We start from the raw sequence: 21,431 nt of genomic DNA on the forward strand, positions 1-21,431 counted from the left end.
CTAGCTTGATATTTGATAACTTGATAATATTATTATTTTATTAATTTAATAAATATAATTAATCATGATTGATTTTGACGCTCTGCGAGTCTTTGTAGCAGTTATCGAAAAAGGTGGATTTCATGCGGCCGCACAAGCTATGTTTAAAACCCAGCCCGCTATTACAAGTACGATTAAAAAATTAGAAGAGCAGCTAAATTTAATCTTATTTGATCGCAGCTATTATCGTCCACGTTTAACCAGTGCGGGCGAGCGTTTATATCAGCGGGCTAAAACCTTAATTACTCACTGGCAACACATCAATGAGTTTGCAGAATTGTTGCAAGAAGAAATGGAGACTGATATTACGATTGCTATTGATGTATTTTATCCATTAACAAAATTAAAAGATCTCTTTCACCAATGGATAACGCGTTTTCCGCAAACCCACTTTCATTTCTTATCTGAATCTATCGGTGGAGCGTGCGAGCGATTATTACAGGGCCAAGCTGATTTAATCATTAGTGAGAATTTAATTGCCAAGCAACCCGTGGAGGTTATACCGTTAACCACCGTATTAATGCCAGCTGTCGCAACACCGCAGTTTATACAACAATATAAACAGCAACTATGCGATTTAGATACGGTTAAGGATTGCATGCAAGTCATTTTAAAAGACTCATCCAAAGCAAATTTTAATTTTGGTGTTATTGAGCATTGTAAACATTGGACAGTCAGTGATGTGATGGCTAAAAAAGAAATTATTTTAGCTGGTTTAGGTTGGGGGCGTTTACCAAGACATCTTATTAGTGCTGAATTAACTAATGGGAGTTTACATATTTTATCAGGCAATCACTTTGATGAACGAGTCGTTCTTCTTGAGGCGATACGCTTACAAAAGCCTGTCCATGGTTTAATTGCCAGCCAATTATGGTTTGATCTTGGGTATTTAAGAAATAATTAATGCTCCCTGTGGCGAGTCATGCTATAACATAGATGTTTTACAGTACGCTTGCTAATTTAAAGATAGTTTTACATTTTTATATTAAACAAAAATTTGAATAAGGATTTCGTATAAATGCTGTGCCTTTTACGGGATAACGTTCGTTTATATTAAACTCACGTTAATAAGGAGCTTAAATCAATGTCAACTAAGTTTAATGATATAACTAAGGGAATTAATACGCAGTTAGCTAAAATGCGTAAAGAGATGCCAGAAGTAATGACTGCTTTCTCAGCATTAGGACAAGCTGCGAGTAAAGATGGTGCCTTAAATAAAAAAACAAAAGAACTCATTGCTATGGCGTTAGCAGTTGCTAATCACTGTCCAGGTTGTATCGGTTTTCATTCACAGTCCTTAGCTAAATTACAAACAAGCCGAGAAGAATTAATAGAAGCATTATCCATGGCAGTTTACATGGGTGGCGGCCCTTCATTAATGTATGCCGCAGAAGCACTAGAAGCATTCGAAGAATTTAACCAGTAAGTATTATAAAAAGGGCGTGGCCCGGCGATGGATACCGTGGTCAAGCCACGGTATTTCGAGGGAATGGAAATAAGTAAACGTAGCCTGAGTGCAGGCCCAAAGGGCCGGAACCCGGGTTTCACTTCGTTGCACCCAGGCTACATGTTCACGCCTAAGTAAATTAGGTTGAAGAAATAAACGAAATATTGTGGTGTGATTCCTGTATCCATAGATGACGAATTAGGTAGAACGTGCTTCACTCCAGAGGCAATTAAGCGCCTCCTTCTATATGTTGCATGGTTTGGTTTTGCTTATTAAAACCTAGACCTGGTGGTGCTTGCGTGCTGTGACATGGGTAGGCTTGTACGACACCAAGCCAGGCAATTTGTGATACAGTCATCTTGTCTTTATCACTTTGCTGGCTTGAAATACCATTGTAAGTGCGCAAAATAATATCGTGCAAAGTTTTTGCATTTAGATTAATGCCTCCTGGTAGACAAAAGAGGGGCTTACCTTGGCCTTTCGCCAATTCATTTCCTTGTACTAACGTCTCAGCAATACTTTCATCAGTGAGGGTTAAAATATTTCTTGCTGAACGTGCCCAAGCTTGTGCTTGCGGGTCTGCTTTCATTTCCATTTTGGGGATATTATTAAAAATATTAATATAATGATTAATGGTATCCGCAGTAGTATAAAAGGGTACTCCAAGTATAAGTAAACTAATTAAAAAGCGCATAAGTTGTCCTATTAATTGGAAGAAAGCAATTCTATTCTAATAGATTAACAGGTTATTAGGGTTATAGCTCGTATTATGGCAATTTTAGCGGGCTTTCTACACGATTTGATAGATTGAAGCATAATTAGGTTCTTGTAGTGGCTATGGCTTGTGTCTTTTTATAGTTGTCAATGTGAATTGTCAAGAGGCCCCAAATACTTTTATTAAATGGTTCTATAATAAATAGATGGCGCGCTTTAAAGTGATTTAACATGAAGTCTCTTATCATAGATTGGGATTTCCCTCCAAAAGACATTGATAAAGTCTTTCCAGCTCTTTTATCATCCGATTATAAAATTATTTTAACCTCCGCATTTAAAGATTCTGAGACAATTAAAGCAGAACTAGAAGAAAAAAATTTATATCCAAAAGGAGATTTAATTAAAAAGCTTGCAATTCAATCATTAGAGCCGCTGCAGCAAAAAACAGATCAGCGAAAAGAAGCGGCAAACGGGCAGGAAAAATTAGTCAAATCATACCTTAAGGAGCCTGCAAATAAACAAGATAAAATTACCTTTATTTCCTCAAATATTCAAGCACGTTTAAAAGTGAAATCATTGGATATTCCTGTTTCAGCTGCCCCCCCTGTCCTTTCTGCCTCCGCTACAAACCCCGAGCCCTCTAATCTAAGGCCTTACCAAACAACGCCAAATCGGTTTCTCATGAGAGACGCGCAAAGAATATTGCCCTCAACTGGAAATACCTTTGCCTCCAATTCAAGTCAAGGTGTCTATAAATTGGCAGAGGCAGGTGATCGTAGTGCAGTATGGTATGCCAAAGAACGTGATACTTCCAAGTTAACGCGGGTCCAGTTGGAAGTCTTTGTTAGCGAAACCCTGCGACTATTTCTTGGCCCACATTTACCTCAATCTAGCTACATGTTTAGCGATGATAAACAGTCAGTTTATGCCTTATCTAAGGAAAGTGAAGGATTTCAGAATTTAAATCAAGCCGAATCACGTGCTTTATTAGAACAACAGGGCTTTAAAGGTGTCTTACCAACCTTATTTTTATGCATGTTCCTGGAGGAAGCTGACCTTAGAACTGATAATCTCGGCGTTGACACTCAGGGACATTTTATCAAAATTGACAATGATGGGGCACTTGCAAGCTTAGTCTTTGCCCTTACAGGCCAAGCAGCTAATAACTATTCTTTTACCGCAGACGATCTCAATAATCCTCATAGACCTAAACATTTTGATGCAGCCTCTTGGCAGACAACTATTTTTAATCACGACAGTTTGACCACAGCCGAAAATAAATTAGAGCTATATGCCTTATGGCAACAAATGCTTCAAAATCAAGACAAATTCTTTAAACTGATAGAAGATACTATTGAAGATGTACCCACTAAACAAAAATTAATAGAGAAGATGACTAATAAATTCCAAGCTCTTGCACAGATGCTACAGACCCACCCAGAATATAATCAATTTCTAACCAGCCAAACGCAACAAACATACCCTTCCGTCACCATAAAGAGCGCGCTAAATTCTATAAAACAAGAGCCCGATAATGTAACACCTTCGCAAAATATCAGTGGGATGTAAAAGATACCTTACTCATGATTTGTTTTTATACTAAAAATAGTTTCTAGCCAAGTTTCTAGCTGCTCCATATTAAACGGTGATTCAATGAAGCCTATGTATTTATCAGGACGAATAACTAGGGTCGCCGACTGCTTGATATTAAATCGCTCTTGTAAAATATAATTTTCATCTATCCATACTGAAGAAAGTTCTGAGGCGCTGGTTAATGCATCGGTTATGACTAAATGTACCTGTAATACATCCTGATAATCTTTTGCTAAAGCCATTAATTTTTTATCAATACTTTCGTTCCACTCTTTTGCCTTTAAAAAAACAAACACATGGTGGAGCGTATCCTGACAGATTTTCTCAAGGGGCAATGCCTTACGGTGCCTTAAAGACTTTAAAGTAAGTAAAGGAATAAACTCACCAAGCTTAAAGCGTGTTTTTTGTCCATGTGCTTTAACAATAGAACTTTTAGCATAGGAAATATCAAGCTGTGCCAAGTCCTGGAGAATAGGGGAGGTTATGACATCATAAGACGTAAGTTTACTCGCTATTTTATTACGAAGCGTAATTAATGTTTTATTTTTAATCGTGAACAATTTCGTCATGATGTCTGTCTTTTTTAAGACTGCTTTAGCAATGGGATGACGTTCCTCATGGTAAGTGTCTAATAGTGATTCATTAGCATAGCCTTTAACTACTAAATTTAATTTCCATGCTAAGTTATAGGTGTCTTGGATACCTGTATTGAGGCCTTGACCGCCCATAGGGCTATGAATATGGGCCGCATCACCACAGAAGAAAACATGGCCGTAACGGTATTTATCAATTTGACGATGATGAATGGAGAAAGCAGATATCCAGGCAGGATCAAAAAGCTTACCTGGATCGGAACTTCGTTCATTAAAAACATCAACGATATCTTCAAAAGTAGGTTGATCTGATTTGTTAAGAGGCGCGGTCATCACAAAGCGGTAACGCTGATTGCCCATAGGAAAGCAAGCTAGCGGTCCATTGGGGCTTACGTAAATGATTATTTTATTTTCTGGTATCGTCCAATTCATATGGACATCGGCCAGCCACCAGCGCTCTTTATATTCTGCACCTTGGAACTGTGCGTGACACAAATCACGCAGGGTGCTGTGTGAGCCATCACAAGCGATAAGCCATTTGGCAGCAATTTCTTCGGTTTGACCATCAGCCTTTTTAACAAAAGCTAGAAGGGGTTCGCCTTCTTTAAAGGAAATTAATTCAGATTGCCATTCAACATTGATATTTTTTTCGACCAGTCCTTGATAAAAAATCTGTTCAGTCTCACTTTGTGGTAAATCGATTAAGAAATCATAACTAGTACCTAATTTTTCAAAATTTGCTTCAGAAAGTACTGTGTCATTTGACTTAATTAAAACGCCATGAACTTTATATCCTTTTTCAAGAAAATCATTGATAAAATAACAATCTTCTAGTACTTCTAATGTACGGATATGAATAGCTAGCGCTTTTGATTTATCACTTAATGCTGATTTTTTATCAATAATACGGCAGCGTATGCCTTGTCGATGTAATTCATTAGCGCAGAATAAACCAACGGGGCCTGCCCCAACAATAAGTACATCAATTGTTTGTGTCATGCTAAGTCCTTTATCAATCGCTTTTCGAAAATTATTGAACCTCGTTATTAGGCTCAATAGGTAGATAATTAAATCGCTCTTCTGCAGGCAGTGAGCCACATTCATCATACGTGTTATCTAAACAAAGAAAAAAACAAGTTGCTCCAGATTCACGCGCATTGCGAACTGCTTCATCAACCGTAGAAAAACTGGCAAGATTCTCACCTTCATGAAGATAATCAGCTCGCTTAAACGTTATTAATTCAACTAAATATTGATTTAAATCGGCTCTAGAGTAAATAAGTCCAATTGGCTGTTCGGTAGATAATTCAAGAATCTTAGAGCGGGATATGTGGTCCATATTAATTGCCTTAAAGCCAAGCTATCTTAAGTATAGTCGTATTTCGGCAAGTCTAATGGCAGACGTATTTAACTTTGTTAAGAATAGAAAATACCTCATTGTCACCAATCACTAAGTGGTCAAGTAATTGTACATCAATTAAATTTAAAGCACTGCGTAGTCGTTTAGTCATTGCTACATCAGGCTGACTTGCTTCAGATACGCCTGAAGGGTGGTTATGAGCAAGGATAAGTGCTTGTGCATTTAACGTTAAAATACGCTCAATTAAGGGCCTAATATAAATATTAGCGGCATTAATCGTGCCCTGAAACAGCTCTTCATAATGAATGATTTGGTGTTGGCTATCTAGAAAAAGCGCAGAAAACGTTTCATTACGTTTATCGCGTAATTGGCGTTTGAGGAAGGTATACGTTTCATGACTATTGGTCAACGTTATCTTTTCTTTAAGTGAAATAAAGTCACTGCGGCGGCAGATTTCTTTACTAGCCTGCAATTGTAAGTACCTTACTAAGCCTAAGCCTGCTACCTGATTAAATTGTCTGAAGTCTGCATTGAGTAGCGTACGCAGATCACCAAATTGTTTCATGACATCATAGGCTAATTGTAAGCAGGATTTTTTACTATTTCCGGAGCTAATAAAGATAGCGAGTAATTCTGTATCGGACAAATAATGAGCACCTTGTATTAATAATTTTTCACGCAGGCGCAAAGGCGCTGTTGACAAATTCATTCTAGTTATTCCTTTATAGCGAGGTTTGTGGTTTGATCAAGGCTATTCTCATTTAAAAACAGTCGATGATGCAAGATTTTATTAACAAAAAAATTCTTTTAGGGATTTGTGGTGGCATTGCCGCGTTTAAATCGGCTTATTTAATCAGAGAGTTAACGCGTCTTGGTGCCGAAGTTCGCGTTGTAATGACCGATTCAGCGCAGCAATTTATGACACCGCTCACGCTACAAGCGTTAAGTGGGCATGAAGTGCGTACGGAATTATTTGACTCACAGGCAGAGCGGGCGATGGGTCATATTGAATTAGCTCGTTGGGCTGATTACCTAATCATTGCGCCAGCTTCAGCCAATTGCTTAGCTAAATTAGCTCATGGTCTCGCCGATGATTTATTATCAACCCTTTATTTAGTCATTGAAGCTCCGGTTTTTATTTGCCCGGCTATGAATCAAAGCATGTGGAAACATCAAGCGACACAAGAGAATTTTAAAATTTTAAAAGACCGGGGTCATCTGTTTATTGGCCCAGATGAAGGAATACAAGCGTGTGGTGAACATGGCTTTGGGCGCTTAAGTGAAGTTGAGCAGATTATCAATACCATAAGATTACATACAGTTTACGGATTATTACGAGACTATGACGTTTTAATTACAGCCGGCCCTACACGGGAGGCACTTGACCCGGTACGCTACCTGTCTAATTATAGTTCAGGAAAAATGGGCTATGCCTTAGCGCAAGCAGCAGCGGTAGCAGGTGCTAAAGTCACTTTAATAAGTGGCCCAACGGTGCTTCCTATTCCGCCTGGGGTGAAATTTTATAGCGTTAATTCAGCGACTGAAATGCATGCGGCGGTCATGAAGCATTTATCCGAAAAAAGCATTTTTATTGGCTGTGCTGCAGTAGCAGATTATAGGCCGGTAACACAAGAGGATAAAAAAATAAAAAAACAGACCAATGAATCATTAAATCTTAAACTAATTCTTAATCCTGATATTGTGTTTGAGGTCGCTCAAAGTAAAAAAGCGCGTTACGTGGTTGGCTTTGCGGCAGAAACCAATCAGGTCATTGAGCATGCGAAACAGAAATTATCTAAAAAACAATTAAATATGATTATTGCTAATCAAGTAGGTCCGGGTCTTGGCTTTGATAGTGATGATAATGAAGTAACCATACTAACAGCAGAGTCAGAAATTGCATTAACACCAGCAAATAAAATTCGCTTAGCTGGTCAAATTATTGAAATTCTAGCTGCAACTATTCAAAATGACAATTTTTAACGAAAAGGTATAAAACTTATGAATCAAGCTGTTCAATTAAAAATTCTTGACTCACGCCTTAAAGAAACATTATCTATGCCAACGTATGCAACGGAAGGCTCAGCGGGCCTTGATTTGCGAGTTTGTATTGATAAGTCATTACAAATTGCACCAAATGAGACAGTTTTATTGCCAACGGGGATAGCAATTTATATTGCTGATCCTAATTTAGCTGCAGTGATTTTACCTCGTTCTGGCTTAGGTCATAAGCATGGCATTGTGTTAGGTAATTTAGTTGGCTTAATTGATTCTGATTACCAAGGCGAATTAAAAATTTCCTGCTGGAATCGCAGCGAAGAGCATTTCACGGTTCATCCAGGTGATCGCATTGCTCAATTGGTTTTTCTACCTATTGTAAGAGCTGAATTTAAAGTAGTAGACACATTTACTGAAACAGATCGGGGCGAAAGTGGCTTTGGTAGTTCAGGGAGAGCATGATGAAATATCAAGCTAAAAAAGTAAATCGCGCTGTATTTCGTGCTTATGATATTCGCGGCGTTATTGATGATAGTTTCGACGAGAATGCTTTCTACAGTATTGGCCGTGCTATTGGCTGCCGTATGCATGCCTTAGCGCGTCAAAAAATAGTGATTGCTCGCGATGGACGCTTAACGAGTCTAAGCTTAGCATTAGCTTTAAAACAAGGTTTACTTGATAGCGGTATAGATGTCACCGACTTAGGTCAGACCCCAACCCCGGTTATGTATTTTGCGACTCATCAGTATGGCATTGATTGTGGCGTCATGATAACAGGCAGCCATAATCCTGCTGACTACAACGGTACTAAGATTGTTTTGGCGGGCAGAACATTAGTTCAAGCAGATATTGATATCCTTTATAATCTAATTGCAAATAATGAATTTGTTGACGGCCCAGGACTTGCTGATTCGCTAGACGTCTTACCTGATTACATGGCGCGCATTACGAGCGATATCACATTAAAGCGTCGCTTAAAGGTAGTTGTTGATTGTGGCAATGGTATCGCGGGCGCTATTATCCCAGAAGTGATTCAAAGGCTTGGTTGTGAGGTTATTCCTTTGTATTGTGAAGTTGATGGCCGCTTTCCTAATCATCATCCAGACCCCGCTGTTGAAGAAAATTTAACTGATTTAAAACATGTTGTTGCTACACAGCAGGCAGACATTGGCCTTGCTTTTGATGGCGACGCTGATAGGCTAGGCGTGGTAACAAACACGGGTAAAGTGATTTGGCCTGACCGCTTAATGATGCTTTATGCACGTCACCTTTTAAAATCTAATCCAGGTGCAACCATTGTTTATGATGTGAAATGCTCCTCGCATTTAGCAGATGTGATTGAAGCTGCTGGCGGGCATGCCCAAATGTGCCCTACTGGGCATTCCATTGTTAAAGATGTCATGAAGCGTACGCAAGCAGCTTTGGCTGGCGAGATGAGTGGTCATCTTTTTTTTAAAGATAGGTGGTATGGCTTTGATGATGCGCTTTACAGTGCTTGTCGTTTATTAGAAATAATTAGTGAAAGCCCTTTATCGGTTGACGAACAATTCTTAACTGTACCCGACAGTGTTAATACGCCAGAAATTAAAATTACGATTAGTGAGGAAGATAAATTTAATTTTATGCAGCGGTTTAGTGAACTAGCCGAATTTAATATGGCGAAAATTATAAAAATTGATGGTATTCGAGTTGAGTTTGAACACGGCTGGGGACTTGTGCGTGCTTCTAACACCACGCCTTGTTTGGTCGCTCGTTTTGAAGCCCAAGATCACACAAGTTTAAATCTTATTCAGCAGTTGTTTAAGCAAGAGTTGCTTAGGATTGAAAAAACGCTGCCTATCCCTTTTTAAGGATTTACTAGGATTGTAGGTTTGCTAGCCTGCAATCCTAGGTAAAGCTAAATATTGGCGTAGTGCTTTCAGTTTTTTCTAAACAGTGAATATCTTTAATAGGGCTCGTTTTATACCGCTCTTCTTTCTCCCAGCGGTCTTCGTCCCAATGGCAATAGTCTAAGACCTCAAAACCATGTTTTTTTAGTAGTGGAATCGCGCGCGCTTGTAATTTTTCTTTACGCTCGCTAAATACTTCGCTGCAGCGTAGTAAGTAAAATGGATTATTAGGTACAGTTTCCATCGCTTTTTCAAAATAGCTAGGCGAAAAAGAGGGTAGATTAAAGAAATAAGAAATATCCCCTAATAAGAAATAAGCCTTACCTAGTATTTTCTTCTGTGCCTTATCACAATGATGAGCTAGTAATTGAATAATACAATTAAGTTTGCTGATGGCAAGATTGAAGTTATCTTTATGTAAGGCTTGGTGTTGGTTGCGCGTGTCGCGATCGTGGGCATAAGTGACAGGTACTGAAAAGAGATTGGTTAAATAATCAACCTGGCGCATTAAGCCGGTAACTAATAATTGGCAGTGGCGCTTTTGTTCTTCTTGGCTAGTTAAGTCTTTGGAGGCGCATTGATTTAATAAGTTAATTGCTTCCTCAAGTTGATTAAAGTCACAGTGTTTTATCTCGTGCTGCTGGATATCAGCATCAATAATAACCTGCGCATAAAGGCGCATATGAACATAATATTGTTCTTGCCTCTCTTTAGTAGGTTGCAGTTTAAATGCTTTCTCTTTGGCTTCTAAACTCTGGCCGTACGATAAAACGGCCTCTGGCCAATTGCTTGCTTTTCGCTGTTTTAGTCCTTCTTCGTAAGTGCTCTCACCGGTTGCATCAAAATAATTCGCCAATACTTTTAAGTCAGAAGTGCTAAATGTATAGCGATTTTGATGGGTTAAAAACAAATTATAGGCGTTATTGTAGTCTTTGCTATCAATCAATAACTTAATCATGTTTACGGGGTCATGTTGTGCTAAATTAGTATCAAATTGGGCGGCGAGTTTTAAATTTTCAGGGGTAGGCTTTTGTAAGTAATATTGGGCTAGTGCTTGGGCTAATACTGTGTCCGGTTCAATGAATTGTAATTGCTCTACTGCTGTAAAATGGGCAGTGAAGTAATGAACAGCTTGGGGTATATTAGATAACCGCTTAATTAAATCGGCTGCTTGGCTAAATTTTTTTAGCTCTACAAAATAGTCAATAAATAGAGGTAAGTCTTGATGAGTTATCTCTTTATTAAAATAAATAGCGCGTTGCAAATACCATTGGGTTAGGGGCTTAGCGTTACTAAACCAAGACCAATTATATAAATAGCTTGCCTTCTCTTTTCTCGCTTTACCAAAATAGATTTCTGCTGCGGTTTGTGCGTATTGGCTTTGGTCAATAAATTGGTACTGCCTTGGATTTACATCAAACTCTAATTGATTAATAGTATCAGCAATTAATTGCAAGCTTTGCGGATCTAATTTGGGAATCTCTGCCCATGCATCAATATATTTAAAGCATTCACCAAAAGCATATTTAGAATGCATAGGGGGAATCTCTAGGGCTTGAGGAATCGTGTCAGCGCTGGTTAAATAATAATTAATTAGCAAATCTTGTAGCGCTTTTGATATGGTATTTTCGCGCGGTTTTTGCACAAGGGTTAGATAATCAGAAGGTAGTTTATAATGAGCTAATTGCTGTAAGTGTTGAGAGAATCCTTGTAAGTAACCATAATAAGCAAATTTACCTAAAGACAGTTGCACGTGACGGGGCTCACAGTGATTTGTAAATCCTAGCCAACCTTTAATCACTTCAAACAGGTAAGAAACAGGGCCTATGGGCTTTAAATCATAGCCATCGGTATAAATGTATTTTGCCTTGGCTAATTTTTGCCAGTGTTCTCTATATTCACTGTTATTATGCTGATACACAATCATATCAGGGTAGTAGCCAAAAGCCTTTTTAGCGTGAGTTGGTATAGCATTTATTAAACGATGATTTAAATAGCTCATGAAGCTTCCTGACTAAGAAATAAAAAATAATAGGCAAACTTAAAATGCAACTCTCACCAATTCTCATGATGGAGAAAAATACGTCTTGGCGAGCGTTAGCGAAGTAATCTAGAGGCATTTGTAGTTAAAGATCTAGACTAGATTGCTTCACATTGTTCGCAATGACGGATGATTGAGCTAGATAATAAAATTAATCCTGAGCTAATTCAAAACTTTGTGAGGGTTTTTTTGCATTGCAACTAATAAAACTGGCAAAGGATGATCATCTTGTTGGCGTGCTATGATTTGTTTTTTAGCTATAATTTGTAACGAATTGGTCTCTGCTAATTGTTCAAGATAGTGTTCATGGTGGCTAAAGCGAGCGCTTGTTTGCAGCTGCCAAGGCATGATAGAGCTAATTTCTGTGGTAAAAATAAAATAGCCTTCGGCTGTTAAATGCTGGCTAATTTGCTGAAATAAAGGTGTGAGCTCACCAAAATAGGGTAAGACATCAGCGGCAACAATCAAGTCATAAGAGTCTTTGGTATTGCTTAAGTAAGCAAGCGCTTCAGCTTCAACAAGCTCATCATAAATACCCTTAGGGCGTGCCCAATCAAGCATTTTTTTGGCAATATCAACGCCAGTAAGCGTTTGGGTCATATCACGTAATACTTGGCCAGTTAATCCTGTTCCACACCCTAAATCAAGGGTGCGCTGTCGAGGCGAAATAGCTAAATCACCAAGCAAATTTAAGATTTGGTTAGGTATGGTGTATTTTAAATATTTTTGTACATGCTGATCATAATACAAGGCATAATTATTAAATAAATTAGTAGCATACTCAGGCGCTGTTTCAGTATTTTTATTTAAGCCTGCGATGGCATTTAACATGTGTTGGCTGGCTTTGTCGTTAGGATTAACAGCTAAAGCTTGCGATAATAAATTTTGTGCTTTTTCTTTGTCATTTAAGCGAATATAAATCGCAGCTAAGTTGTTTAATGCTGCAAAATGATCACTTTGTTGATTGAGTAAATGCTCAAAATGACTGATGGCTTCATTGAGATGCCCTAGAGCCATTTGCGCAACGCCACTATTGTATAAATATTCAATATTATTAGGATCTTTTTGTAAGAGATAGTCATAATGCATCAGTGCATTCTCGAAGCGATCATGATGCATAAAGGTTGCAGCTAAGTTATTACGTGCTTCAACATGCTCATTATCTAATGCAAGCGCTTTACTAAAATAATCAATTCCTAATTGCCCTTGCTCACGTTTAACTGCAATCACGCCAAGATTAGTCAGCGCATCAACGTGATTACTATTTTCCAATAATACCTGGTGGAAAGCTTGCTCGGCTTGCGTTAAATCATTAGCGCTTAGTGCAAGTACGCCGAGATAAAATTGGGCTTCAATGGATTTAGGATTTAAAGATAGAACATTCTGAAATTGAATACGAGCAGCATCTAAATTCTGTTGGCTTAAGAAAAGTAAGCCTAAATTAAAATGCGCTGCCGCAAAATCAGGTGCAGCTTGTAAGGCAAGATGATAATGGTGTAGAGCTTGCTGATTTAAGCCTTGCATCGCATAAATACTGGCCAGATTATTATGTGCTTGGGCATAATCAGGCGCTAAATCGATGGCTTTTTGATAATAAAAGATAGCTTGGTCAAGTTGATATAATTTTTTGTAAGTGTTTGCTAAATTATTATATATAATAGGACTATTAGGTTCTAAATCCAATGCGCGTGTAAAACATTCAATAGCTTGTGCTGTGTCTCCAAGCTGTGCTTGCGCTAAGCCTAGGAAGTGTAAACTTTGTAAGTGCTTTGGGTTTTGTTTAAGAATTTGTTCATATAAACCAATGGCTTGTGGCAATTGGTTATCATGGTGAAACTGATTTGCCTGTTTAAATAATTCATTTTCTGCAGTCATAATGATAAAAGTTGCTGTTGAAGTTGCGCTAAAGCTTGAGCACGGTGACTATCCTTATTCTTTATATTAGCAGGCAATTGGGCTGCTGTGCATTGATAGTCAGGTATATAGAAAATTGGGTCATACCCAAAGCCTTGTTTGCCCGCTTTAGCATGTGCAATCAGCCCGTGCCAATATCCCCAAGCAATTAACGGGGTTGGATCGTTAGGATGTTGTACTAAAACAATGGCACAGTAAAAAAATGCTTGCCGCTGCTCTGTTGGAATATCTTTTAATTTTTCTAGTAGTAAATTTATATTTTCTTGATCAGAGGCCTTTTCCCCGGCATAACGTGCAGAGTAAATACCAGGCTCACCTTTAAGTATTGGAACCACTAAACCTGAGTCATCAGCTAATGCTGGTTTATTAGCGACAAGGCTAACATGACGTGCTTTTATTAAGGCATTTTCAATAAAGCTCTGGCCAGTTTCCGCAACACTTTCTATGCCTAAACTCAGTTGGCTAATACAATGAACAGGTGAAAGTAACGCTTGTAATTCCGCAATTTTTCCTTGATTAGTCGTAGCTAGGATAATTTCTTTCATCGTCAACACCAACGCTATTAATCACCAAAATACAACATGGTATCATGAAGAGAGATTGATAATTAAATTAAATTGCAAAAATGAGGCAAGTCATTCGCTTCTTTTTTGGTTTTATAATGGAATTTAAAAGATAGTTGTGACGACATTTCTTTAAGCTTTTCAGTGTGGGCTACTAGCTCTTCAATTTGTTCGCCTCTAGCTAAGATTTTTTCAATATTTTGCTTCATAATCTCTTTTGTCTTTTCTAGCTCCGCTTTAATGTGCATGATTTTTTGATCTTGAGTGTGCATGGAAAGATCGCTTGCTATTAAGTCAGGTTCGATATGCAACGAAAACAAATAAAAAGAAAGATAGGTAAGTTGTTTTTCATTTAATTTAGTATCACAAGCAAGGCCATAGAAGCCAGAGGATATTCTTTGCCCGTATAAGTAGTAGCCTTCTTTTTGAAAACCTTGACATGTATCCAGAGGTAAGTGATATAACAATGCAGAAATATCTTCCTTAATTCGTCCCAAAAATCGTCTTATAAAAAAACCATTAGAATTCGTTGAGCTATCAGGAATTGACCACGTAACTTTAGGTGAATTAATACAAGTGGCTAAGGCATAGCATTTCATTCCTTCTCTCCTTGAATAGCTGCTAGCACTTAAAATAACATGAATAAATTACTTGTTAAACCCAATTAATCAGCTGTTTCACTATTCAAATAAGCTTTGCTGTGTATTTAAATAGCACGCAAGATATCTTAATATCGCATACCCCGTTGCTTGATTATAATTTTGCATCTTCGCTATAGAATAGAGAAATGGATACTGCGGACAAGCCGTGGTACGTAGGAATGGGGTTTATTGCATAATTAAAACCCTACGTACCGCGCATTAGTTTACCAGGTAAACGTATAGTGGGTTTTTGCTGAGCTCCATCCATCTGAGACTTGGATTTCAAGGCGTTTTTCTGCAACTAGGTGAAAGTCTATAACTGAGCCCCAATAAGGGTTGTTGAAATTAAATACATTATTAGATTTGCCATTTATATAGGTTAGCTTACAATAAATTTGTCTTGGGTCTGGTGCACCAAGTCCATCACCATAGCCTAAATCTAATTGAATAGAACTTTGCGCGCCTCCTAAGGCTTCTATCTGTTCTAGGCCATTACAATCAATCCTAATGGCTTGTTCATACTGATTATTTAGCTTTAAACAGCTATGCCTATACCAACATGGTTTTGCTGAAAAAGCTGTACTAGCAATTAAACTTAAACATAAAAAAGAAGAAAATTTTAACATGATGAGCACACTATTTTAATTATGATTGATAGGCTTTAACAGTTAATTAGTTAAAAACCACGTTAATAGCAAAAAGATTGTAATATTGAAGATTCGTTGCTGCAAGCAGGCGCGGTATTAAGCTTGTATTTTCTAAGTTGCAACGCCGGTTAATTCCTGGCCGTCTTCTTTTTTCAATTGAATAAAAATTAATGTAGATAAACACGTTATCAAAGCTAGCGCAATAAAAGTGTGATGAAATGTCATTAAAGTAAGCGTGATATTGCTAGGAAAAGGCGTAAAAATACGTAACATAATAGCCGCAATAGCAACGCCAAAACTTTGTGATAATTGCTGAACTGTACTCATAATACTTGTTGCAGCACTAAGGTCTGCCGGTGTTACATTAGCATATGCAAGGGAATTCATCCCGGTGTACTGTAAGGAAATAAGAAAGCCATAAATAAACGTTAAAATACCTAAGTTTAAAATAGTTGAGTATTCATTGATTAATGAAAAAGAAAATAAAGACAGGCCAACGAGGAAAGTATTTAAAATGAGTAATTTTTTATAGCCTAATAAGCGTAAAATATAAACGGATAAAGGCTTAACTATTACCACACCTAAAGCCATAGGGGCTAATAAAAGGCCTGAAGTTTGAGGAGATAGACCAAGACTAATTTGTAACAGCAAAGGGAGAAGAAAAGGCATGCCGCCAAAACCTAGTCGACAAATTAAGTTGCCAATAATAGATATGCGAAAGGTTCTTGTATTTAACAAAGTAATTTTAACGATGGGATGAGCGTTATTTTGTGAATGCCAAGCATAAATGACTAGTAAGAATAGCGCGGCCCCTATGATTATCGTTGAACGTAAATCAGATGTATGCGATTCACTAAAGCTTGCTAATCCATAAGTTAAGAAGGCAAGACTGGTACCAAACAGAACAAAGCCAATTTTATCTAGCCGATGAACTTGACTAGGCGGCATATCAGGCAATAAACGATTTGCTGAGACAAGAGTAAGCACGCCAATTGGCGCATTAACCCAAAAAATCCAGCGCCAGGAAAAATGATTTGTGATGAAGCCGCCAAGGACAGGCCCTATCATTAAGCCTATAGCACCAACCATAATGACCACACTCATTTTGCTGATTAATTCATGTCGTTCGCAAGTACGAATGATAATTAATCGGCCCACAGGCATGGTGATAGAACCGCCCAAACCCTGAATAAAGCGTGCTGCAATTAATTCAGCAAGATTATGAGTAAAGCCACACCAAATTGAACTTAGAGTAAAAATAGCAATGGCTGTCATAAACACGTTTTTAGCACCGAATTTATCGGCTAGCCAACCACTAATAGGAATGAAAATTGCCAAGCTTAAGAGGTAACTAATTAAGGCAAGCTTTAAGTCTATGGGATTTACGTTTAAGCTGTGCGCCATAACTGGAATAGCAGTATTGATAATGGTAGTATCGACTGCTTCCATAAACATAGCAAACGCCACAATAATCAGAATAATAGTTTTATTCATAGTAATTTAGTCTTGACATATTCTTATCAGCTATGTTGAATAAAAAAACATTTGGTTTATTCGCTTTCTAAGACGTATTATAGGCATGCCTATGTTTTTAATAAAAGGAGTAGGGAATTTATGAGAAAAATAGCGATGTTTTTATGTTGTGGTTTATCTGCTATGTCTGTGCAAGCAAATCCAAGCTTGTGTGGTTATAAAGATTATTTTCGCTTAAGCGATGCAACCCATCCAGGTATTTACATTGTTGATGCTAATACATCACCAGAAATTTTTATGCAAGTCATTAGTCCGCGAAGCTTTGAGTTACGTGATACACCTGCTTGCCGTAGCGGCTATGCGCATGTCACCGTAGCCTATGATAATTATAATTGGTGCATTCTAGATATTAAAGATGGACCTTATATGAACCATCCTAAAGTCAAAGCAACTTGCAGTGGCATTCGGTATATTGGTACAAAATACGATGGTGCTGGTTCTTATTCTTATACAATTCAGTTTGATTAAAGCCTGACTTGGGAAGCAATGCTTCCCAACTTATTGTCATCTTTAAATTGCTGCTGCAGTAAATGATTTAACTTCATTAGCATAACTCGTAAATGATGCAGGCCAAGCTAAACTTAACGTGTCAGCTTGCTTAATAAATGGTTGAATATATTGTTTAAATAAATCCTTAGTATTTTGTTTAGAATACATAGGATAATCATTGTCTTTAAGAAGTTTATCTAAACTATCGCGAATTGCATCACGCTCGCCTGCTGAGTTTATTTTACTGATTTGATCGCGAATAGCATAAATAGCGCCAGCCAGTTCATGCGCTGAAAGAGGCTGTTCACTTAAATTAAAAAACCAATTAATTAAAGCATAGTATTGCTGCGAAGGTTTATTCTTAAACATGCCGAAACAACAGGCTCTGCTATTATGAAGCTTAATATAATATTCAGCTTCGGTAAGCAGATTCTTAAAGCCTGTACAAAATCGAGACTGCTTAAGCTTTTCTAGTCGATCATTAAATTGGATAAGATTATTATAAGCATCTAAAACGAGCGCTTGTTGATTAGTTGACACGTTATTTTGCCCTAGAATTATTTCTAAGAGATGAGCATATTTATCGATTACTGTTGCTGCTATTTGAATATTAATAGTTAATGTTTTGCGACTATGTGGATCGTCTTTATCTTTTGGAGTAATGGCGACACTTAGCTCCGCATTATTTAGTGCTTCTTGCAGGTAAGTGTTTACTTTGCCTTGGTAGAGATCGCGTAGTAAATTGATAAGCTCTCCTAGATTGCTAAGAGAAGACGTCGCTGCTTTGGCAAAGTAATGGGTAGGTTTTAAGCTATTGTCTGGCGCTGTAAACTGATTTTTTAGCTGATTGAAATTATCTATCCACTCATCTAGCTCTTTAATCTGCACACAGTTATTTACCGTTAGTTTGATTGTTTGCTGGATTACGTTTAAATCATGCAACATCGACTGCTTATTTTCTTCCGTAAGCTTCATTGCTTTTCCTTTTCTAGTCAGCGATAGTCTAGAGTCTAGTCAATAGACTTCTAAACAGCTCAAGTATAGTTGATAAAAAAGTATCAGGTTAAAGGATAAAGAAATCGAGCTAAAGATAACATATGAGTGGGATCGCCCTTATCTTCAATAAACCATTGCGCAGACAAGATAACTCGTAGGAATACCCAAGCTATTAAGCGATTAATATCAATATCAATGGCATGGGCAAGCACGTTTATTCGTTCTAGAATAATGTGAATGCTGTCTTGCTGATAATGGCTTAATTCTTCCTGGCTGATTAAATCGTAAGCAGCCGCTTCAAATCCGCGCTCACTGATAATTCCCTTAGGATCAATGGCAAGCCAAGTACTTTGATGGTTTATAATATTTTCTAAATGCAAATCACCATGACAGCAATATTCTGACGTTGCGGTGTTTAATAGGCTAGAGCGTAGTGTGTAAGCTTTATCAATAAAAGATTGCGCAAAATGCTCTGTTGTTAATTTATCAATGGCCCTTAACCAATGACTCACATGAATAAACTGGTTTTCTTGCGGTAGAGGGAGGTCGGCTAGCGCTTTAATAACACCAGCATAGCTGGTAACTTTTTCATTGAAGGACAAATCAGACGCATTTTTTAATAACGTTCCTGGTATAGCTTGTTCGAGCAATAATGCTTGATAATTTAAATCAGCAGCGAGAAGTTGAATACAGCGATGGCCATTAAAATGCATTAATGCGCGGTATTCATCAGCAGTCGTTTTTTGATCACAACCTATTTTTAATACAATAGGTTGATTATTTTTCATCCCCTTAGCCACATAATGCCATGTCATATTGTTAACTGGTTTAAGCGCAGTCAGCGACCATACTGCTGATAAGGTATTGATCGTAGTAGGAAGGCTTTGTAACCACAACTTTCCTTGTTCACCAAAGGCGCCAATGATATTTTTTTCTAACAATTTCATGAATAAAATCCCGTGCGTTTAAGTTGAGTAGTTATGGCATCAGCTATAATTGATTTAGCGTATATCTTTCGTTAATAACTTAAACTAATCATCTTAGAGTAAAAACACGGCTAATTAAAATCGCTAAGGAAAGGATATGGATTTAAAGTCAATTAGTCTTTTTATTGTATTATTGGCTGCTGTTGGTAGTGCATTTTGGAATATTAATGTTAAAAAATCGAGTGATCGTGTCATTTTTGTCACTTTAATGGTCATTCCGCAATTTTTGATTGCACTTCCTTTGGCGCTGCTGTTTCCTATTAAGACCTTGTCGAGTTTATATTACATAGTAGCCAGTTCATTAGTCCAAACAGGGTATATTATTTTTCTTAGTAATGCTTATAACCATGGCTTAATTAATAGAGTCTATCCGTTAGCTATTGGCATACCGCCGCTACTGTCATTACTCGTTTGGCATTTTGTTCTACAAAAGCCTGTAACAATTATTGCTGATCTAGGCGTCATATTGCTATCATTTGGGATTATAAGCTTTACCTTTGCGCGCAAAGATGACCATGCTATTAGTATGCGCGGCATACTTTATGCAGCTGTAACCAGTTTATTCATATTTTCATATACCCTTATTGATACGTTTGGCGTTCGTAACACCTATCACCCTTTAGCTTATATTAGCTGGCTTTTTTTCATTAAAGCGTTAATTTTGTTTATACCTATGTATTTCTTATATAAACCTAAGCTTTATAGAGTCGCTAAAGAGAACACAAGTTATATTTTTGCGGGGCTATTAGCAGGGGTATGTTATGGTATTGCCATTTGGGCTTTTACTTACTCAAGAACGCCCCCGGTGCTTGCGCTTCGTTCTACATCAATGGTATTTGTTTTTCTTTTTTCTATTTTTTATTTGAAAGAGCAAGCGTCCCCTAAGATTTTCTTACTAACTCTATTAGGCGCAGTTGGTATTTTTCTAGTTTTAATTGGCGAATGAGTAAATTAAATAATTATTAATAATTTATTTTATTACTTTGTTTTTACACAATTTCTTATATTCTTTTTCTAAAATTTTTAATTCCTCATCATCTAATTTATCCAAATCAATGGAAGAGTTATTCGCATTACGTTGCGATTTAATTAATTCATCTAATTTTAAATTTAAAATTTTCGTGTCTCTATTTTGAGTATGTTGAATTAAAAAAACCATTAAAAAAGTAATAATGGTAGTCCCAGTGTTAATGATTAATTGCCAGGTATCTGAGTAATTAAAGATAGGCCCGGTAATTGCCCAAACAAGAATAAATAGCAGCGCAATTAAAAAGGACCAAGGGCTGCCTGCTAGATTACAACTTAGAGTAGCAAATTTATTAAATAAATTACTTAACCGATTATTTTTTCTCATGTTTTCTATCCTTGTACGAGCTCAGCGCTCGTTATTCCCTAAGCATAGTTACTAAAAATAGGCTATTTTTTAAATTAGATTAGCAATAATAAGACCTATATTGAACTAATCTTTTAATTTAGATTCCGTAAATATTATGCGTGTTATTTTAAGTATTAAAAATCTGTTTTCTCAATTATCTGTAAAATAACTTATATACTTAAAAGGCTTAATAACTTAAATGACAAGGAGAGCAAGATGATAGAGAATCATTCAGAAGATGTAGTAAGGACAGAGGATGTGATTGGTAAAGAAGTAAAATCTCCTACTTTAGATGATTTAGGAACAATTGAAGAAATTGTTCTTGATAAATTTACAGGCCAAACTCGCTATGTCGTGCTGTCATTTGGTGGCTTTATGGGCATGGGTGATGATTACTTTGCTTTTCCTTGGAAAAGTATTAGCTATAACAAAGAGGAAGAGTGCTTTATCCTTAATATAGATAAAGAAAAATTACAAAGAGCACACGGTTTTAATAAAGATCACTGGCCTGATATGAGCCAATGGCCTAATACAGTTGATAATTTGTATGCACAGCACTAACCTAAAGCAGCCTTTAAGGCTGCTTTCCTAAGTTTTAAGAAGTTTAATGATT

22 protein-coding genes are annotated in these 21,431 nt (G+C 37.2%); 9 read left to right on the plus strand and 13 right to left on the minus strand.

Translation table 11 applies throughout. The features are described from left to right. Positions 1-64: 64 nt before the first annotated feature. Entirely contained in the window at positions 65-943 is an 879-nt protein-coding gene (locus tag DYE47_RS01970) for a LysR family transcriptional regulator (protein ID WP_242604242.1), read from the plus strand. Positions 944-1,123: 180 nt separating this feature from the next. Continuing rightward, positions 1,124-1,465, plus strand: coding sequence for a carboxymuconolactone decarboxylase family protein (locus DYE47_RS01975; RefSeq protein WP_115301659.1), 342 nt, complete (start codon positions 1,124-1,126; stop codon positions 1,463-1,465). 250 nt (positions 1,466-1,715) lie between these two features. Here the strand turns inward: DYE47_RS01975 and DYE47_RS01980 are convergent, their stop codons facing one another. Beyond that, on the minus strand, positions 1,716-2,180 hold the full coding sequence (locus DYE47_RS01980; protein ID WP_115301660.1) for a phosphatase: 465 nt from the start codon (positions 2,178-2,180) through the stop codon (positions 1,716-1,718). A 251-nt stretch (positions 2,181-2,431) separates the two neighbouring features. Between DYE47_RS01980 and DYE47_RS01985 the strand changes: the two genes are divergently transcribed. Beyond that, complete coding sequence (locus DYE47_RS01985) at positions 2,432-3,769, plus strand: hypothetical protein (RefSeq protein ID WP_115301661.1); 1,338 nt, start codon at positions 2,432-2,434, stop codon at positions 3,767-3,769. 8 nt (positions 3,770-3,777) lie between these two features. On the opposite strand, the gene DYE47_RS01990 is transcribed toward DYE47_RS01985, so the two are convergent. The 3 genes from DYE47_RS01990 to radC are packed head-to-tail and all read right to left on the minus strand — an operon-like array spanning position 3,778 to position 6,455. After that, on the minus strand, positions 3,778-5,385 hold the full coding sequence (locus DYE47_RS01990; protein ID WP_115301662.1) for an FAD-dependent monooxygenase: 1,608 nt from the start codon (positions 5,383-5,385) through the stop codon (positions 3,778-3,780). Between the two features lie 31 nt (positions 5,386-5,416). Further along, on the minus strand, positions 5,417-5,725 hold the full coding sequence (locus DYE47_RS01995) for a hypothetical protein (protein WP_115301663.1): 309 nt from the start codon (positions 5,723-5,725) through the stop codon (positions 5,417-5,419). A 52-nt stretch (positions 5,726-5,777) separates the two neighbouring features. Further along, positions 5,778-6,455, minus strand: coding sequence for a RadC family protein (gene radC, locus DYE47_RS02000; protein ID WP_115301664.1), 678 nt, complete (start codon positions 6,453-6,455; stop codon positions 5,778-5,780). Positions 6,456-6,523: 68 nt separating this feature from the next. Between radC and coaBC the strand changes: the two genes are divergently transcribed. The 3 genes from coaBC to DYE47_RS02015 are packed head-to-tail and all read left to right on the plus strand — an operon-like array spanning position 6,524 to position 9,594. Further along, on the plus strand, positions 6,524-7,729 hold the full coding sequence (gene coaBC, locus DYE47_RS02005; RefSeq protein ID WP_115303983.1) for a bifunctional phosphopantothenoylcysteine decarboxylase/phosphopantothenate--cysteine ligase CoaBC: 1,206 nt from the start codon (positions 6,524-6,526) through the stop codon (positions 7,727-7,729). Between the two features lie 18 nt (positions 7,730-7,747). Next, positions 7,748-8,206 carry a dUTP diphosphatase gene (gene dut, locus DYE47_RS02010; RefSeq protein WP_115301665.1) on the plus strand — a complete coding sequence of 153 codons (459 nt, stop codon included), beginning with the start codon at positions 7,748-7,750 and terminating at the stop codon, positions 8,204-8,206. Beyond that, positions 8,206-9,594 carry a phosphomannomutase/phosphoglucomutase gene (locus tag DYE47_RS02015; protein WP_115301666.1) on the plus strand — a complete coding sequence of 463 codons (1,389 nt, stop codon included), beginning with the start codon at positions 8,206-8,208 and terminating at the stop codon, positions 9,592-9,594. Before dut ends, DYE47_RS02015 begins: the two co-directional genes overlap by 1 nt. Before the next feature lie 37 nt (positions 9,595-9,631). Here DYE47_RS02015 and DYE47_RS02020 read toward each other — a convergent pair whose 3' ends face one another. The 6 genes from DYE47_RS02020 to DYE47_RS02045 all read right to left on the minus strand — a co-directional run bounded on the left by DYE47_RS02020 (position 9,632) and on the right by DYE47_RS02045 (position 16,933). Beyond that, a complete protein-coding gene (locus tag DYE47_RS02020; RefSeq protein WP_115301667.1) occupies positions 9,632-11,635 on the minus strand; it encodes a hypothetical protein in 2,004 nt (667 codons plus the stop codon). Positions 11,636-11,836: 201 nt separating this feature from the next. Continuing rightward, positions 11,837-13,549, minus strand: a complete 1,713-nt coding sequence (locus DYE47_RS02025) for a tetratricopeptide repeat protein (RefSeq protein ID WP_115301668.1) — start codon at positions 13,547-13,549, stop codon at positions 11,837-11,839. After that, on the minus strand, positions 13,546-14,133 hold the full coding sequence (gene rdgB / locus DYE47_RS02030) for an RdgB/HAM1 family non-canonical purine NTP pyrophosphatase (protein ID WP_115301669.1): 588 nt from the start codon (positions 14,131-14,133) through the stop codon (positions 13,546-13,548). Before rdgB ends, DYE47_RS02025 begins: the two co-directional genes overlap by 4 nt. 62 nt (positions 14,134-14,195) lie before the next feature. After that, positions 14,196-14,750, minus strand: coding sequence for an R-SNARE family protein (locus DYE47_RS02035; protein ID WP_115301670.1), 555 nt, complete (start codon positions 14,748-14,750; stop codon positions 14,196-14,198). A 266-nt stretch (positions 14,751-15,016) separates the two neighbouring features. Beyond that, positions 15,017-15,418, minus strand: a complete 402-nt coding sequence (locus DYE47_RS02040) for a C2 domain-containing protein (RefSeq protein WP_115301671.1) — start codon at positions 15,416-15,418, stop codon at positions 15,017-15,019. A gap of 132 nt (positions 15,419-15,550) precedes the next feature. After that, positions 15,551-16,933, minus strand: a complete 1,383-nt coding sequence (locus DYE47_RS02045) for a DHA2 family efflux MFS transporter permease subunit (RefSeq protein WP_115301672.1) — start codon at positions 16,931-16,933, stop codon at positions 15,551-15,553. 120 nt (positions 16,934-17,053) lie between these two features. On the opposite strand from DYE47_RS02045, the gene DYE47_RS02050 reads away from it, so the two are divergent. Continuing rightward, entirely contained in the window at positions 17,054-17,440 is a 387-nt protein-coding gene (locus tag DYE47_RS02050; protein ID WP_115301673.1) for a hypothetical protein, read from the plus strand. A gap of 42 nt (positions 17,441-17,482) precedes the next feature. Here DYE47_RS02050 and DYE47_RS02055 read toward each other — a convergent pair whose 3' ends face one another. Then, positions 17,483-18,436 carry a hypothetical protein gene (locus DYE47_RS02055; RefSeq protein WP_115301674.1) on the minus strand — a complete coding sequence of 318 codons (954 nt, stop codon included), beginning with the start codon at positions 18,434-18,436 and terminating at the stop codon, positions 17,483-17,485. 83 nt (positions 18,437-18,519) lie between these two features. After that, on the minus strand, positions 18,520-19,404 hold the full coding sequence (locus DYE47_RS02060) for an aminoglycoside phosphotransferase family protein (RefSeq protein ID WP_115301675.1): 885 nt from the start codon (positions 19,402-19,404) through the stop codon (positions 18,520-18,522). 136 nt (positions 19,405-19,540) lie between these two features. Here DYE47_RS02060 and DYE47_RS02065 point away from each other — a divergent pair, with 136 nt between their 5' ends. Further along, on the plus strand, positions 19,541-20,389 hold the full coding sequence (locus DYE47_RS02065; protein ID WP_115301676.1) for an EamA family transporter: 849 nt from the start codon (positions 19,541-19,543) through the stop codon (positions 20,387-20,389). 24 nt (positions 20,390-20,413) lie between these two features. On the opposite strand, the gene DYE47_RS02070 is transcribed toward DYE47_RS02065, so the two are convergent. Then, complete coding sequence (locus DYE47_RS02070) at positions 20,414-20,797, minus strand: low affinity iron permease family protein (RefSeq protein ID WP_115301677.1); 384 nt, start codon at positions 20,795-20,797, stop codon at positions 20,414-20,416. A gap of 237 nt (positions 20,798-21,034) precedes the next feature. Between DYE47_RS02070 and DYE47_RS02075 the strand changes: the two genes are divergently transcribed. Beyond that, positions 21,035-21,379 carry a PRC-barrel domain-containing protein gene (locus DYE47_RS02075; RefSeq protein ID WP_115301678.1) on the plus strand — a complete coding sequence of 115 codons (345 nt, stop codon included), beginning with the start codon at positions 21,035-21,037 and terminating at the stop codon, positions 21,377-21,379. Positions 21,380-21,431: the final 52 nt, after the last annotated feature.

It is taken from the genome of Legionella beliardensis, assembly GCF_900452395.1.
Classification (GTDB): domain Bacteria; phylum Pseudomonadota; class Gammaproteobacteria; order Legionellales; family Legionellaceae; genus Legionella_C; species Legionella_C beliardensis.